Origin of the sequence: Microbacterium terricola, from assembly GCF_027943945.1 — a bacterium.
Classification (GTDB): Bacteria; Actinomycetota; Actinomycetes; order Actinomycetales; family Microbacteriaceae; genus Microbacterium; species Microbacterium terricola.
The window spans coordinates 961,032-976,590 of the sequence record NZ_AP027141.1; the positions used below are offsets into that span (position 1 = coordinate 961,032).

15 protein-coding genes are annotated in these 15,559 nt (G+C 69.9%); 7 read left to right on the forward strand and 8 right to left on the reverse strand.

Translation table 11 applies throughout. The features are described from left to right. Positions 1-25 precede the first annotated feature (25 nt). Positions 26-892, reverse strand: a complete 867-nt coding sequence (locus tag Microterr_RS04415) for a fumarylacetoacetate hydrolase family protein (RefSeq protein ID WP_263795914.1) — start codon at positions 890-892, stop codon at positions 26-28. A gap of 64 nt (positions 893-956) precedes the next feature. On the opposite strand from Microterr_RS04415, the gene Microterr_RS04420 reads away from it, so the two are divergent. From Microterr_RS04420 to Microterr_RS04430, 3 genes are all read left to right on the forward strand, one after another. Beyond that, the gene (locus tag Microterr_RS04420; RefSeq protein ID WP_263795913.1) at positions 957-2,174 is read left to right on the forward strand and encodes a PrsW family intramembrane metalloprotease; all 1,218 of its coding nucleotides are present in this window, start codon (positions 957-959) and stop codon (positions 2,172-2,174) included. Between the two features lie 155 nt (positions 2,175-2,329). Beyond that, positions 2,330-2,698, forward strand: a complete 369-nt coding sequence (locus Microterr_RS04425) for an FKBP-type peptidyl-prolyl cis-trans isomerase (protein WP_263795912.1) — start codon at positions 2,330-2,332, stop codon at positions 2,696-2,698. Positions 2,699-2,851: 153 nt separating this feature from the next. After that, positions 2,852-3,418, forward strand: a complete 567-nt coding sequence (locus Microterr_RS04430; protein ID WP_263795911.1) for a YceI family protein — start codon at positions 2,852-2,854, stop codon at positions 3,416-3,418. Between the two features lie 39 nt (positions 3,419-3,457). Here Microterr_RS04430 and Microterr_RS04435 read toward each other — a convergent pair whose 3' ends face one another. Then, positions 3,458-4,417: a DMT family transporter gene (locus tag Microterr_RS04435; RefSeq protein ID WP_404810164.1), complete on the reverse strand. Its 960-nt coding sequence runs from the start codon at positions 4,415-4,417 to the stop codon at positions 3,458-3,460. An 88-nt stretch (positions 4,418-4,505) separates the two neighbouring features. Beyond that, a complete protein-coding gene (locus tag Microterr_RS04440) occupies positions 4,506-5,822 on the reverse strand; it encodes an MFS transporter (protein WP_263798830.1) in 1,317 nt (438 codons plus the stop codon). 177 nt (positions 5,823-5,999) lie between these two features. On the opposite strand from Microterr_RS04440, the gene rpsO reads away from it, so the two are divergent. Beyond that, positions 6,000-6,269: a 30S ribosomal protein S15 gene (gene rpsO, locus Microterr_RS04445; protein WP_018187174.1), complete on the forward strand. Its 270-nt coding sequence runs from the start codon at positions 6,000-6,002 to the stop codon at positions 6,267-6,269. Between the two features lie 93 nt (positions 6,270-6,362). Here rpsO and Microterr_RS04450 read toward each other — a convergent pair whose 3' ends face one another. From Microterr_RS04450 to Microterr_RS04460, 3 genes are all read right to left on the reverse strand, one after another. Further along, positions 6,363-7,574 (reverse strand): amidohydrolase family protein, encoded by a 1,212-nt coding sequence (locus Microterr_RS04450; protein WP_263795910.1) that lies wholly within the window; start codon positions 7,572-7,574, stop codon positions 6,363-6,365. Between the two features lie 72 nt (positions 7,575-7,646). Then, positions 7,647-8,657 carry an isopenicillin N synthase family dioxygenase gene (locus Microterr_RS04455; RefSeq protein WP_263795909.1) on the reverse strand — a complete coding sequence of 337 codons (1,011 nt, stop codon included), beginning with the start codon at positions 8,655-8,657 and terminating at the stop codon, positions 7,647-7,649. Positions 8,658-8,720: 63 nt separating this feature from the next. Then, a complete protein-coding gene (locus tag Microterr_RS04460; protein WP_263795907.1) occupies positions 8,721-9,875 on the reverse strand; it encodes an acyltransferase family protein in 1,155 nt (384 codons plus the stop codon). A gap of 91 nt (positions 9,876-9,966) precedes the next feature. Here Microterr_RS04460 and Microterr_RS04465 point away from each other — a divergent pair, with 91 nt between their 5' ends. Both Microterr_RS04465 and Microterr_RS04470 read left to right on the forward strand, forming a co-directional pair. After that, positions 9,967-11,199 (forward strand): LLM class flavin-dependent oxidoreductase, encoded by a 1,233-nt coding sequence (locus Microterr_RS04465; RefSeq protein ID WP_263795906.1) that lies wholly within the window; start codon positions 9,967-9,969, stop codon positions 11,197-11,199. Between the two features lies 1 nt (position 11,200). Further along, the gene (locus Microterr_RS04470) at positions 11,201-11,845 is read left to right on the forward strand and encodes an FMN reductase (protein ID WP_263795905.1); all 645 of its coding nucleotides are present in this window, start codon (positions 11,201-11,203) and stop codon (positions 11,843-11,845) included. A 6-nt stretch (positions 11,846-11,851) separates the two neighbouring features. Here Microterr_RS04470 and Microterr_RS04475 read toward each other — a convergent pair whose 3' ends face one another. Together Microterr_RS04475 and Microterr_RS04480 are read right to left on the reverse strand one after the other, a co-directional pair. After that, positions 11,852-12,625 (reverse strand): DNA/RNA non-specific endonuclease, encoded by a 774-nt coding sequence (locus tag Microterr_RS04475; protein WP_263795904.1) that lies wholly within the window; start codon positions 12,623-12,625, stop codon positions 11,852-11,854. Positions 12,626-12,684: 59 nt separating this feature from the next. Next, positions 12,685-12,867 carry a DUF5302 domain-containing protein gene (locus Microterr_RS04480; RefSeq protein WP_263795903.1) on the reverse strand — a complete coding sequence of 61 codons (183 nt, stop codon included), beginning with the start codon at positions 12,865-12,867 and terminating at the stop codon, positions 12,685-12,687. A 322-nt stretch (positions 12,868-13,189) separates the two neighbouring features. On the opposite strand from Microterr_RS04480, the gene Microterr_RS04485 reads away from it, so the two are divergent. Beyond that, positions 13,190-15,481: a polyribonucleotide nucleotidyltransferase gene (locus Microterr_RS04485; protein ID WP_263795902.1), complete on the forward strand. Its 2,292-nt coding sequence runs from the start codon at positions 13,190-13,192 to the stop codon at positions 15,479-15,481. The last annotated feature ends 78 nt before the right edge of the window (positions 15,482-15,559 follow it).

Sequence of the window (15,559 nt, forward strand, 5' to 3'; positions counted from 1 at the left end):
AGCGGGGTCCGCGCCTTCGTCCGTCTCAGTCCAGGATGCGGCAGTGCGTCGTGAGCTCGCCGATGCCGTCGATGCCCACGGTGACGGTCGAGCGGTCGCGCAGGAAGATCTGCGGATCACGCGAGTAGCCTGCGCCGCCGGGGCTGCCCGTGGAGATCAGCGTGCCGGGCAGCAGCGTCACCGACTTCGACAGGTGGGCGATCAGCGTCGCCACGGGCCGCACCATCTGAGCGGTGGACGCATCCTGCACGGTATGCCCGTCGAGCACCGTCCAGATGTGCAGGTCCTGCGGGTCGGGCACCTCATCGGCCGTGACCACGAACGGACCTGTCGGCGTGAACCCGTCGAACGACTTGCAGCGTGACCACTGCGCCTCGGAGTACTGGATGTCGCGTGCGGTGATGTCGTTCACCACGGTGTAGCCCCAGACGTGGCCGAGGGCCTCGCCGGCGGGCACATCCTTCGCGGGGCGGCCGATGATCACGCCGAGCTCGGCCTCGTAGTCGATCGACTCGCTGAGTGAGCGCGGCCATGCGGTGGTCGCCTGGTGCGCGGTGAGCGAGTTCGGCCACAGCACGAACACGGTGGGCGTCGAGTCGGTCTTGAGCCCCAGCTCGCTGGAGTGCGCCGCGTAGTTCAGGCCGATCGCGAGGATGACCGGCGGTGTGCGGACGGCGGAGTCGAACCGGACGTCCTCCAGCGGATGGTGTGCGGCGTGCGCAGGATCTGCGGCACGCACGCGCGCGAGGAGCTCGTCGCCGCCGTCGATCAGCTGCTCGAGGTAGCGTGGCGCGCCGGGGAAGAGGTCTTCCACGATGACTGCGTCGCCGCCGTCGATGCGGGCGAGCCGTGATTCCGCGCGCCCAGGGGGGAAGACATGGGCGAAACGCATTCCTCCAGGCTACCGGCCGCATCGGCCCTGCACGGTGAGCCGATGGCACTCATAGGCTGAGCAGATGACCGACCCGAACGGACCCGCATCGGCGCGTCCCTCGCTGACCCCGCCCCCGTTCCCGTCGGCGCTCGCCCAGCCGCGCATGGCAGGCGCCGCGCCGATCCCGGCGCCGTCGACGTCGCCCGCGCCGCTGCCGGTGTCGGCGCGCGCGGGCCGCACCGTTCCGCTGTGGCTGTCCGCGGTGGTCGTGCTGGTGCTCGTCGGACTCGTCGCGTACTTCCTCCAGGCCCTCGGCGCGGCCGCGTCGATCCTCGGGATGCTGCTGGCACTGCTCCCGCTCGTCGGCGTGCTGCTGGCGGTGCGTCTCGTCGACAGGTGGGAGCCGGAGCCGCGCGGCCTCCTCGCGCTGGCGGTCGCATGGGGCGCAGTGATCGCGGTCGCCGGCACCCTGCTGGTCGACCTCATGCTGACTCCGGTGAAGACGGTGCTCGGACCCGACGTCGCGGAGGTGTTCACCACCGTCGTCCAGGCGCCGATCGTCGAGGAGTTCATGAAGGGCCTCGGCGTGCTCGTGATCTTCCTGGTCGGCCGTCGCGCCTTCGACGGGCCGGTCGACGGCGTCGTCTACGGCGCGCTCGTCGGGGCCGGGTTCGCCTTCACCGAGAACATCCAGTACTTCGCGATCAGCCTGATCAGCGGGGGTGCCGCCGAGACGTCGACGACCTTCTTCCTGCGCGGCATCCTGTCGCCGTTCGCGCACGTGATGTTCACCGCCGTGACGGGATTCGCACTCGGGCTCGCCGCCCGCCGCGGCATCGTCGGAGCGGGTGCGATCGGCCCGTGGATCCTCGGCATGATGGGCGCCGCCGGACTGCACGCGCTGTGGAACGGGTCCGCCCTCTTCGGCGACTTCTTCCTGCTGTACGTCGTGCTGCAGATCCCGCTCTTCGTCCTGTTCGTCCTCGGCATCCTCGCCCTGCGACGCGAGGAGATGCGCCTCACCCGCGCCAGGCTCGGCGACTACGCGCACGCCGGCTGGTTCACCCCTCAGGAGGTCGACATGCTCGCCACGCCCGCGGGCCGGAAGGCCGCATTGGCCTGGGCGAAGACGCTGCGCGGCGATCGCACCCCGCTCATGCGCGGCTTCATCGCCGACGCCACCGCCCTGGCGGCCGCCCGGCAGCGCGCGCTCACCGGACGCGACCCGCAGGCGACCGGGGATGAGCAGGTGCTGATCGCCCGGATCGCGGCGACGCGCTCCGCGCTGTTCGCCCTGTAGCCCTTGACACTCCCGAGCGGCGCGGGGCATCCTGAGGGCAGGCCAACTCAGCGCCCGGGAGTCACGCAGGCATCGCCGCGGCACCGGGCGCTGAGTCTTGCCGCAGGCGTCCCGAAGCCCTCCCGCCCCTCCTCCCCGCGTGGTTGGATGGAGGCATGACACAAGATCGCACCAAGCCCGAGTTCGACGCTCCCCAGGGCCCGGCTCCCGCAGACCTCGTGATCCGCGACCTCATCGAGGGCGACGGCGCAGAGGCGAAGCCCGGCGACACCGTCACCGTGCACTACGCCGGTGTCGAGTACGAGTCCGGCGAGGAGTTCGACTCCTCGTGGGGTCGTGGCGAGAGCATCCAGTTCCCCCTGCGCGGCCTCATCCAGGGCTGGCAGGACGGCATCCCCGGCATGAAGGTCGGCGGTCGTCGCGAGCTGGTCATCCCGCCGCACCTGGCCTACGGTCCCGCCGGCGGCCACTTCCTCGGCGGCAAGACCCTCATCTTCATCATCGACCTCATCGCGGTCGGCTGACCCGAGCCGGATCGGGGCGGATGCTGCACAGCATCCGCCCTTCGTCGTGTCGCGGATTCTTTTTCCATTCACCGGAATATATCTGCGCGACCGCCGGTTGGGGAGGGATAGGTCCGCCGGAAAGTCGCGGTCCCGACCAGGAGGAGAACCCCCATGACCGACAACACCGCACAGACGCTCGAGATCCCCGGCTACAAGACCGGAACCTGGGTGCTCGACCCCGCGCACAGCGAGGTCGCCTTCAGCGTGCGCCACATGATGATCTCGAAGGTCCGCGGCGCGTTCGGCGTGAAGTCCGGCACGATCGTCGCCCCCGAGAACCCGCTCGAGGTGCGCATCGAGGCTTCGGCGGAGACCGCGTCCGTCGACACGAAGGACGAGGGCCGCGACACGCACCTCCGCTCGGCCGACTTCTTCGACGCCGAGACCCACCCGACCATCGACTTCGTGTCCCAGGGCGTCCGCGTCGAGGACGGCGACTTCCTCGTCGACGGCGATCTGACCATCCGCGGCGTCACCAAGCCCGTCACCTTCGAGGTCGAGTTCGGCGGCTTCGGCACTGACCCGTGGGGCAACTACAAGGCGGGCGCGACGGCGAAGACCGTCGTGAACCGCGAGGAGTTCGGCCTCGTCTGGAACGCCGCTCTGGAGACCGGCGGCGTGCTCGTCGGCAAGGACGTGACCATCACGCTCGACCTGCAGGGCGCACTGCAGGCGTGATCTGCGACGAAGGGCGGGTGCCGCGGCACCCGCCCTTCGTCATGCCGGGTGACGCCGGCGCAGCCGGTCCTGCGCGAGCAGGATCCCCAGGAACACCACGAGCGCGCCGACCGGCTCGTTCCAGCTCACCGCCTCGCCCAGCACCACGACGCCGAGGATCACACCGACGACCGGGGTGATGTAGGTCACCGTCGACGCGCGGGTGGGTCCCCACGCGCGCAGCGTGTTCTGGTTCCAGATGTACGCGACACCCGTGCCGAGGCAGCCCAGCAGCACCACGCTGAGCACGATCCAGGGGTTCAGTGCCACCGGGCTCAACGCGATGAACGGGGTGAGCACGACCATGATCACGGCGGCGATGCCGATGTTCAGGAACGAGAACACCAGGGCGCTCATGCCGGTGTCCGAGACGAACTTGCGCATGTACGCGAGGCTGAAGCCGTAGCAGGCCGTCGCGCCGAGGATCGCGAACTGTGCGATGAGGCTCTGGTCGAGGTCGAGACCCTGCCAGGGGGCGATGATCACCATGACCCCCAGCATCCCGACCAGGATGCCGGCGATCTGGACGAGCTTGAGCTTCTCCACCCGGAAGAGGAGACCCGCCATGATCGCCGTCATCAGCGGCGTGGTGGCGTTGTAGATGCTCGCGAGCCCCGAGGTGACGTGCTGCTGCGCCCAGGAGAACAGCAGGAAGGGCACGACGCAGAACGACACGGCCAGCACCGTCATGTGCAGCCAGACGCGGACGCTTCGCGGCAGCGTGTCGCGGCGCACCGCCACGAAGATGCCGAGGGTGACCGCGCCGAGGACCAGGCGCGACCAGGCGACCTGGGCGGGGGAGAGGCCCTCGAGCGCCACCTTCATGAAGAGGAAGCTCGACCCCCAGATCACGCCGGTCAGGACGAACTGGATCGCGATCAGCGAGCCCGAGGGCGCGCCCACGCGCGACACGGACGTGTCCGGGATCGGACGAGGAGGGGCGGGGGTATCGGTCGGCACCCCGTCACACTAGCCGCGCCGCGGGGGGCGTCGTCCCGAGGGCGGATGCCGCGTCCGAAATCCGCCGATGTTCGGCGGCCTCGCGACGCTAGGGGACGGGATGCTGGGCGTCGTACAGCCGGAAGCGCGGGTTGAGCCGCACCAGCAGACCCACGAGCCCGACGATGATGAAGCCGCCGAGCAGCGGTGGCAGCCAGAGTGCTGTGATCGTGGCGAGGACGCCGGCGTACAGTGCCCCGATGCGCGGACCCCCGGCGACGACCACCGTGAAGATGCCCTGCAGGCGGCCGCGCATCGCGTCGGGCACCGCGGCCTGCATCATGGTCGAGCGGTAGATGGCGCTCACGTTGTCGGCGGCGCCGGTGACGGCCAGGACGATCGCGGCGATGACGATGAGGGTGATGTTGGCGTGGTCGGCGTCGACGACGGGCGGCGCGAACCAGCCGAGGGCTGCCGCGGCCAGCACGGCGCCGAACAGGACTGTCGCGGCGCCGAAGACCTGGATCGCGCGCTCGATGCCGACGCCGTGCCTGCGCACCCGCCCGACCGGGCCGGAGAGCAGGCTGGACACGAACGCGCCGACCGCGATGGACGCGGTGAGCGCGCCGGTCGTGATCGCGCCGCCTCCGAGCAGCACCGCGCCGATGGCGGGGAACAGGGCGAGCGGATGCCCGAACGTCATCGCGATGATGTCGAGGATGTACTGCAGCCGGATGTTGGGGGCATGGCGCAGGAAGCGGAGGCCGTCGCGCAGGGACTCCAGCCCCGGCTTCACCACTGCCCCCTCCGGGCGGATGCTGGGCAGCGTCCAGAGCCCGAGGAACAGCGTCGACATGAGCAGCACATCGATCGTGTAGGTCCAGGCGTACCCGGCGAAGGCCACCAGGACGCCGGCGAGCGCGGGGCCCGCCATCACCATGATCCCCACCGTGATGCCCTGCAGTGCGGCGGCGGCAGGCAGCAGCTCGCGGGGGATCAGGCGGGGGGTGATCGCCGACTTCGTCGCCCCGACGATCGAGTTGGCGGCGGAGTTGACGACGCTCAGCAGGTACAGCCACCACACGGTCTCGAGCTGCGACCACGCCAGGATCGCCAGCAGCAGCGTCGAGGCGAAGGTCACGACGGCGGCGAGCAGGGCCACGAGCCTGCGGTCGAACGCGTCGGCCAGCATCCCGCCGTACAGTCCGGCGATGATCATCGGGACGAGCCCCGCGACCGCGACCATCGACACCGCGAACGTGTCGCCGGTGAGGTCGTAGACGTGCAGCATGACGGCGACGATTGTGAGCTGCCCGCCCAGGCCGGCGAGCGTGGAGCCGATCCACAGTCTCGTGAACGCCGGGCTGACTGCGAACGGCCGCAGATCGATGAAGTGGTCGCGGCGCAGACGGGGGACCTTCTTCATGGGGCGCTGCACCCATCGAGGCTAACCGCGAACCGCGGGCGCCACGAATCGGCGGGTTCGCCCCGTCATCCCGCGGCTGGTAGACTCTTCAGGTTGCCGTTCGATCGGCCGCGGATAAAGAGAGCCCACGCATCAGGCGTCGGGCGCCGCGCAACAAGCAGAGAGGGGATCGAATCTATGGCACTGGAAGCAGACGTCAAGAAGGCGATCATCGAAGAGTACGCGACGCACCCCGGTGACACCGGATCCCCCGAGGTGCAGGTCGCGATGCTGACGCAGCGCATCAAGGACCTCACCGAGCACCTCAAGGAGCACAAGCACGACCACCACTCGCGTCGTGGGCTGTTCCTGCTCGTCGGTCAGCGCCGTCGTCTCCTGGGCTACCTCCAGGACGTCGACATCAACCGTTACCGCTCGCTCATCGAGCGTCTCGGCCTGCGTCGCTGACACGACCCAGCGTTCAATCGCGCAGAACTTCTTGAGAAGGCCGCCCCAGGTGTGGGGCGGCCTTCTTCGTTTCCGGGGCCGGCGGCGGCGCGGTCAGCCGACGAGCACCCGGAGGCCGTCGGCGACGACCCGGCCGTCGTGGATCACCGTGCGGTCGGTGCCGCGATCCATCACGGCGCTCGTGGGGGTCTCGCCGTCCACGAGGACGAGATCGGCGCGGCCGCCTGGCGCGGTGCCCGGCCGGTCGCCGATGCCGGTGGGGCGCGGCGACGTGCGCGACATGATGCTCGCGCCGCCCATGGTGGCCACCGCGAGCGCGAGCTCGATGTGGTCGTCGCGGCGGAACCCCCGGGTGAAGGCGAGCTGCCATGTGCGATCGAGCATGTCGCCGTTGCCGTAGGGGCTCCAGTAGTCGCGCTGGCCGTCTTCGCCGAGCCCCACCCGGACGCCCGACTCGACGAGATCGATCAGCGACAGCTGGCCGGCGGCGGCCGGGGCGACGGTGGCCATCGCGACGTCGAGCTCGGAGAACTCGTCGATGAGGCGGCGGCTCGTGGACTCGCCGAGCGACCCGAGGTCGTACGCGTGCGACATCGTCACCTTGCCCTGCATCCCGAGGGCACGCGTGCGCTCGAGGACGAGCTCGGTGCTGAAGACGCCGAGCGCGCCGGGTTCATGCAGGTGGATGTCGACCTCGACCTGGTACTTCTCCGCGAGGCCGAACACGATGTCGAGGTGGCGGGCGGGGTCCCGGTCCAGCTGGGACGGGTCGATTCCGCCCATGACGTCCGACCCCTGCTTGAGGGACTCCTCGAGCAGCTCGATCGTGCCCGCCTCGCGGAGGATGCCGGCCTGCGGGAAGGTCATGACCTGCACATCGGCCTGGTGGGCGAAGCGCTCCTTCGCCGCCATGACGGCGTCGAACTTCTCGAGCCGGCAGTCGACGTCCACCTGCGCATAGCTGCGCACGCGGGTCGTGCCGTGCGCGATCATCCGCTCGAGGGTGCCGGCGACGACCTCGGGATGCGGGCGCTCGCCGCCGCGCCAGTTCGCACGGTCGTTGAGCATCATCCCCCACACGCCCGGCGCACCGGTGTGCTCCCGGAAGGGCAGGCCGAGTCGCGTCGAATCCAGGTGGACGTGGACGTCGCTGAAGGAGGGCAGCAGGAGTCTGCCGCGGCCGTCGACGTCGCCGTCCTGCGGCGCCCTGGTGGGATCATGCGCGGTGACCGCCGCGATCCTGTCTCCGTCGATGCGGACGTCGGAGGATTCCTGTCCCCACGGACGGACGTTGCGGATCAGCACGCAGGACCTCCCAGCGCGCACGGCACCGTGCCGTGCACCCCGCGAGCCTAACCGAGCGGGTGCGCCGGCCCGTCAGGAGCGGCTGGCCAGCAAGTCGGCGTGGTGGATGCCCGCCACGTCGGGGTGGGCGCGCAGCCGCGACTTGAGCGCGTTCTCGCCGTAGAGGGAGTGGATCGGGTTCGCCGGATCCTGCGTGACGCCCTTCGCCTGCGCGGCCAGCTCCGCGGGCAGCTCGATCAGCGGCAGCCTGCTGTCCAGGGCCGGGTTGAAGAAGTACGGCACCGAGATGCGGTCGTCGGGATACCGCGGCGAGATGACCCGGTGGTTGGTGGCGATGAGATAGCCCTGCGTGGCGTACTCGAGCATCTCGCCGATGTTCACCACGAACGCGCCAGGGACCGGAGGTGCGTCGACCCACTCGCCGTCGCGCTGCACCTGCAGACCGCCCTTGCCCGGTTCGACCCACAGCAGCGTGAGCACTCCGGAGTCCTTGTGGGCGCCGACGCCCTGCTGCGGAGTCGGGTCCTCCTTGCCGGGGTAGCGGACGATCTTGAGCAGGGTCGACGGCTCGCCGAAGTGCTCGTCGAAGTACGACTCCGGGGCGCCGAGCGACAGCGCCCAGGCGCGCAGGAGCTTGCGCGCGACGCCGGCGAGGTGGTCCTGCCACTCGTCGGCGACCTCGCGCAGCTCGGGCTGGGCGGCCGGCCACAGGTTCGGTCCGATCAGCCGGGCGAAATCCGGAGCGGACGGATCGCTGACCGCCTCGCGCTCAGGGCCGATGTCGATCTGCTCGCGCCAGTCGACCTTCCCCTGGGTGCGCTCGCCGCCCACGCGGGTGTAGCCGCGGAACTGCGGGCTGCTGACGTTCTCGATCGCGAGCTTCTCGGCCTCGGGCAGGGCGAAGAAGTCGCGGGCGGCCCCGTGCAGGCGCGACTCGAGCTCCGGGGTGACGCCGGTGCCGGTCAGGTAGAAGAAGCCGACGTCGTGCGTCGCGGCGCGCAGCTCGCGCCGGAAGCGCTCGGCCGCGTCAGCGCCCTGGTCCAGAAGCGACAGGTCGAGGATCGGGAGGTTCAACTCGGTCATGTCCCGAGGCTAGGCGCGGGCTCACGGCATCCGCTCGTTTGTTGCCGTCGGTTACCGGGGAGGTCAGCCGTTCTGGCGAGGGTCCGGGCGCAGCGCTGTCGGTGCACGCGGGCGCCGCGACCCGGTCGGGTCGTTGCGGCGCTGCTCGGGGCCGGTGAGCGAGCGGTCGGCGAAGAGCCAGGCGGGCCGCGGCTCGACCAGGGGACGGAACACGCGGCGGACGGGCTTCGTGGCGAGCCCGAGCGCGATGAGCACCGAGGCGACCACGACGATGGGCAGCCAGAGCCAGGTGGGGTCGAGGTCGCGCAGCAGGCCGGACTCGCGGAACGGGTAGAGCACGAACGAGTGCAGCAGGTAGACGTACATCGTGTACTGCCCGAAGGTCGTCCAGAAGTGCGTCCGCCGCGGGACCAGCGCGAAGAACGCGCAGCTCAGCACCACCGCGACGGCCATCAGCGCGAGGCGCACACCGCCGGCCCACCACTCGGTCCCGCCGATCGACGAGTAGTTCTCGTCGTAGAAGAGCCACTCGCGCAGGTTCATCGCGCGCCAGTCGTCGACGAACAGCCAGAGGGTCAGCGCGGTCGCCGCGAACAGGCCGACCGACCCGGCGAACACCCACCACGGCCGTCGCCCGAGGAGGTCGAACCGGTCGACGACGGCGTGCTCGCGCAGCCACCATCCGAGCGTGAAGAACGGCAGCAGGCCGAGGGTCCGCGACAGCGAGAGCGTCGAGTCGATGTTCGGCAGGTAGCCGGCGCCGATGGAGATCACGACGGTCCATGCGAGCGGCCAGCGCAGCAGGGCGAGATAGGGGAGGACCAGACGGAAGATGCCGAGCGCGAGCAGGAACCACAGCGTCCACGAGGGTTCGGTGAGGTTGGGGTTCGCCCGGCCCTCCACGAGCCACTTGGTGAGGGTCCACAGTGCTTCGAAGACGATGTACGGCACGAGGATGTCGGTGATCACGCGCGCCATCTGGCGCTTGCTCGGCGAATCCGACTTCGAGAAGTAGCCGGAGATGATCGCGAACGCCGGCATGTGGAACGCGTAGACGAGCAGGTACAGGCCGAGCGCGACGTCGGAGTCGTAGGTGAGGCGCTGGGTCGCGTGGCCGAGCACGACCAGGACGATGCAGGCGAAGCGGGCGTTGTCCCAGAACGGAACGCGCCGTTTGGGCCGCGGCGCCGCGACGTTTCCCGTGGATGCATCGCTCACGTCTGACAGCGTACCCACCGGCGGGAATATCCTGATGCGCAGTGCGTTGCATGGGATACATTCACATGAATAGAACACGCGAGGAGCGATCGTGAACGACATCCAGACGCAATTCGGGCTCTTCACGGTGAGCGACATCACCCAGGACCCGACCACCGGCGCGACTCCCAGCGAGGCCGAGCGCATCCAGGCGACCATCACGATCGCCAAGCACGCGGAGGAGGTCGGCCTCGACGTCTTCGCCATCGGAGAGCACCACAATCCGCCGTTCTGGTCGTCGTCGCCGACCACCACGCTCGCGTACATCGCCGGTCAGACCGAGCGCCTCATCCTGTCCACCGCGACCACGCTGATCACCACGAACGATCCGGTGAAGCTCGCGGAGGACTACGCGATGCTGCAGCACGTCGCCGGCGGTCGCGTCGACCTCATGCTCGGCCGCGGCAACACCGGCCCGGTGTACCCCTGGTTCGGGAAGGACATCCGCCAGGGGCTTCCGCTGGCGATCGAGAACTACAACCTGCTGCACCGGCTGTGGCGCGAGGACGTGGTGGACTGGGAGGGCAAGTTCCGCACGCCCCTGCAGGGCTTCACCTCCACCCCGCGGCCGCTCGACGACGTGCCGCCGTTCGTCTGGCACGGCTCGATCCGCACTCCCGAGATCGCCGAGCAGGCCGCGTACTACGGTGACGGCTTCTTCGCGAACAACATCTTCTGGCCGGCCGAGCACTACCAGCGCCTCATCACGCTCTACCGCCAGCGCTATGCCCACTACGGACACGGCACGCCCGAGCAGGCGATCGTGGGACTGGGCGGCCAGGCGTTCATGGCGAAGAACTCCCAGGACGCGGTCGACCAGTTCCGCCCCTACTTCAACGCGGCGCCCGTGTACGGCCACGGCCCGAGTCTCGAGGACTTCACCCAGATGACCCCGCTGACCGTCGGCTCGCCGCAGCAGGTCATCGACCGCTACGCCGGCATGCGCGAGCTGTTCGGCCACTACCAGCGCCAGCTCTTCCTGATGGATCACGCGGGTCTGCCCCTGAAGACCGTGCTTGAGCAGATCGACCTGCTCGGCGGAGAGGTCGTGCCGGTGCTGCGCAAGGAGTTCGCCGTGGGTCGCCCCGCGGACGTGCCGAACGGGCCCACCCACGCCGCACGCGTCCTCGCGAAGTACGGCGACGGCCCCGCCCGCCAGCCGCGTCCGAACGCCAACCGCGGCGACAACGTCACGGGCGGGTCGCCCTACCAGGACACCGACGCGGTCGAGAACGCCAAGCCGGGCTCGGCCTTCGGGTCCGCCGCGACGAAGGCAGGTGTCTGACATGGCCGAACGTCGCATCGCCGTCATCTCGGCGGGGCTGTCGAACCCCTCATCGACCAGGATGCTGGCCGACCGTCTCACCGGCGCCACGATCGCCGCTCTGGGCGAGCGGGAGATCGAGGCGACCGCCGATGTCTTCGAGCTGCGTGACTACGCCCACGCGATCACCGACAATCTGCTCACCGGCTTCGCATCGGCCGAGCTGGAGTCGATGATCAACACGGTGGTGTCCGCTGACGCGATCATCGCGGTCACGCCGATCTTCTCGACGAGCTACTCGGGCCTGTTCAAGTCGTTCATCGACGTGCTCGAGCCCGACGCGCTCACCGGCAAGCCGGTGCTCATCGGCGCGAACGCCGGCACGCCCCGGCACTCGCTCGCGATCGACTACGCGATCCGCCCGCTGTTCGCCTATCTCCACGCCGACGCCGTGTCGACCGGGGTGTTCGCCGCATCCAGCGACTGGGGCGGGACCGGTGACGGCGTCGCCCCCCTCGGCACGCGTGTCGAGAAGGGCGCGCGCGAACTCGCCGAGGCGGTCGCGCGCCGTGAGCCGACAGCATCCGCTGACCCGTTCGACCCCGCCGTCTACCTGGGCGAGGGGCGCTCGTTCGGCCACCTCCTCGGCGGCCTCGCGGGGGAGTAGCAGGGCTCAGCGCACGTCGATGTCGGCCGCACCGTGCAGCGGCCGCCACGCGGCCGGACCGCGCGCCGCCGCGCCGGTGAAGGTGTCGGCGGCGGGCATCTCGCCGAGGTCGACCCGGGCGAGGGATGCGATGTCGCCGACCGGCACCTGGAACGTGCGGTAGGCGCCGAGCGGCGCGACCGCGGCGATCGCGCCGCTCGTGTCGATCAGCGCCGTCTGGTCGAGGACGAAGCCGGCGCAGGCGAGAGCCCTGGCGCCGGCCGAGTCCGTGGTCGACCAGGCGGCCACCTTCCAGAACCGCCGTGGGATCAGGATGCCCCGGTACGGCGGGTCGTCTGCGGCCAGGACCGGGGCCGTGAACACCGACACCCGGTGGTCGTGCGCGTCGGCGTACTGCAGGACGTGGTCCTCGAGCCCGAGCCAGAGATCCTTCGACTGGTTGAAGACGGATGCCTGGGGTGCCGCGTTCGGGTAGAAGAAGGTCGACTCGGTGGCCGCCCGCGCCTCGGCCTCCGTTCCCCACCCCGGGTCGCGGCGCCGCACCAGATGCCCGCGGTCGAAGTCATTGCGCTCGTACACCTCGGGTCCGGCTTGCTGATCGGCGGGCGCGCGCGGGTCGAGTCGCCACTCGCCGGTGCGGGGGAGGTCCTGCAGCGTGGCGCCGTCGATGTTGACGCCGGTGACCGCTGCGAGCCGGCGGGCGCGGTCGAGGACCACCGAGAAGCGGAGGTAGTCGAGCTGCACGGCATCGGGTGCGCCCAGCGCGGCCGGCAGCGGCACCGACTGCTCGAGGAACCCGGGCGCGTAGCCCGGCGGGGCCAGGGTGTCCGTGGCGGGGCTCAGCCGCTCTTGCGGCGGAATTCGCGCTTGGTCACGGCGCCGTGGGTGCCGTGCACGGCGGAGTCGCCGTCGAGGTGGGACTCGCCTTCGCGGTGCTGAGCGTTCTTCTTGTCGAGCGCTTCCTTGAACTTGCGCTTCATGTCCTCGGAGGCGGAGTTCGCGGGTGTGCCGTTGCTGCTCATGTCCCCACCCTAGGCTGGCGCGCGGACAGTGGCCAGATCGGGCGCGGAAACGGTGGCACTGGTAGGATCGGGGAGGTTGCCCTCGTGGCAGCCGCTCAATTGAACATGAGCTCACGGAGCAGGCCGGCAGGAAGCTGGTCCCCTGTGGTGGATTCCTCGTCGCGATGCGCCGGGTGCTCTTCTACTGGTGGCCAGCGCAGGCGGCACTCGCGGCGGCGTCACTCGACAGCGCCGCGCGCCCATATCTGCCTGTTCCTGCTCCTTCGCATGGATCTCGCGCGTCACACGGACGCGCGAGGCTAAACAAAGAAGGAGAGACCTCTTGGAAGGTCCTGAAATCACCGCTGCGGAAGCCGTCCTCGACAACGGACGCTTCGGCACCCGCACCGTCCGGTTCGAAACCGGACGCCTCGCACAGCAGGCGCAGGGCGCCGTTGCCGCGTACCTCGACGAGGAGACGATGCTCCTGTCGGCCACCAGTGCCGGCAAGCACCCTCGTGAGGGCTTCGACTTCTTCCCGCTGACCGTCGACGTCGAAGAGCGCTCGTACGCGGCGGGCAAGATCCCCGGTTCGTTCTTCCGTCGCGAGGGTCGCCCCTCGACCGAGGCGATCCTCGTCTGCCGTCTGATCGACCGCCCGCTGCGCCCGTCGTTCGTCGACGGCCTCCGCAACGAGGTCCAGATCGTCGTCACCGTGCTCTCGATCGCACCCGGCGAGTTCTACGACGCGCTGGCCATCAACGCCGCGTCGCTGTCGACCCAGATCTCGGGTCTGCCGTTCTCCGGTCCGATCGCCGGTGTGCGCCTCGCGCTCATCCCCGGTCACGGTGACAACGCAGACCAGTGGATCGCGTTCCCCACCGTCACGCAGCTCGAAGAGGCCGTGTTCGACCTCATCGTCGCCGGCCGCGTCATCACCGACGCCGACGGCAACGAGGACGTCGCGATCATGATGGTCGAGGCCGAGGCCACCGAGGGTTCCTGGAACCTGATCAAGGGCGGTGCCGTCAAGCCGAACGAGCAGGTCGTCGCCGAGGGCCTCGAGGCCTCGAAGCCGTTCCTGAAGCAGCTCGTCGCCGCGCAGAACGTCGTCGCGAACACCGCGGCGAAGGAGATCAAGGAGTTCCCGGTCTTCCTGCCCTACAGCCAGGAGACCTACGACTTCGTCGCGCACCGTGCGTACGACGCGCTGGTGCCCGTGTACCAGATCGCCGACAAGCAGGACCGCCAGAACGCCGACGACGAGATCAAGGACCGCGTCAAGGCAGAGCTCCTCGCCGCCGTCGAGTCGGGCGAGCTGCCCGCCGTGGCGACGCTCGAGTTCGCCGCGGCCTACAAGTCGGTCACGAAGACGATCGTGCGCGGCCGCATCCTCGCCGAGGGCGTGCGCATGGACGGCCGCGGTCTGGCCGACATCCGCCCGCTCGACGCCGAGGTGCAGGTCATCCCGCGCGTGCACGGCTCCGCGATCTTCCAGCGCGGCGAGACCCAGATCCTGGGTGTCACCACGCTGAACATGCTCAAGATGGAGCAGCAGATCGACTCGCTGTCGCCTGTGACGCACAAGCGCTACATGCACCACTACAACTTCCCGCCGTACTCGACCGGTGAGACCGGCCGCGTGGGAAGCCCGAAGCGCCGCGAGATCGGTCACGGCTTCCTGGCCGAGCGCGCGCTCGTGCCGGTGCTGCCGAGCCGCGAGGAGTTCCCCTACGCGATCCGCCAGGTGTCCGAGGCTCTCGGCTCCAACGGCTCGACGTCGATGGGCTCCGTCTGCGCGTCGACCCTGTCGCTGCTGAACGCGGGTGTGCCGCTGCGCGCACCGGTCGCCGGCATCGCCATGGGCCTCGTCTCCGACGAGGTCGACGGCCAGACCCGCTACGCCGCGCTGACCGACATCCTGGGCGCCGAGGACGCGCTCGGCGACATGGACTTCAAGGTCGCCGGCACGAGCGAGTTCGTCACCGCGATCCAGCTCGACACGAAGCTCGACGGCATCCCGTCGTCGGTGCTGACTGCCGCGCTGCAGCAGGCCCACGAGGCCCGTCTGACGATCCTCGGCGTGCTCAACGCCGCGATCGACGCTCCGGACGAGATGGCCCCGACCGCGCCCCGCGTGATCAGCGTCCAGATCCCGGTCGACAAGATCGGCGAGCTGATCGGCCCCAAGGGCAAGACGATCAACGCGATCCAGGACGAGACCGGCGCGCAGATCTCCATCGAGGAGGACGGCACCGTCTACATCGGCGCGACCGACGGCCCGTCGGCCGAGGCCGCCCGTGCCCAGGTGAACGCGATCGCCAACCCGACCAACCCCGAGGTCGGCGAGCAGTTCCTCGGCACCGTCGTGAAGATCGCGACGTTCGGCGCGTTCGTCTCGCTCCTCCCGGGCAAGGACGGCCTGCTGCACGTCAGCGAGGTCCGCAAGCTCGCGGGCGGCAAGCGCGTCGAGAACGTCGAGGACGTCCTCGGAGTCGGGCAGAAGATCCTCGTGAAGATCACGAAGATCGACGACCGCGGCAAGCTGTCGCTCGAGCCCGTGCTCGAAGAGGCCGCCGACCAGGAGGGTCGCGCCGCCGCGAGCGAGGGCCCCGAGGCTCCCGCCGAAGGCTGATCCACCGCTCCGCGGCAGGCTGCTGAGCCTGTCGCCCGGATGCCCGTTCCTCCCTCGCGGAGGGGCGGGCATCCGCGC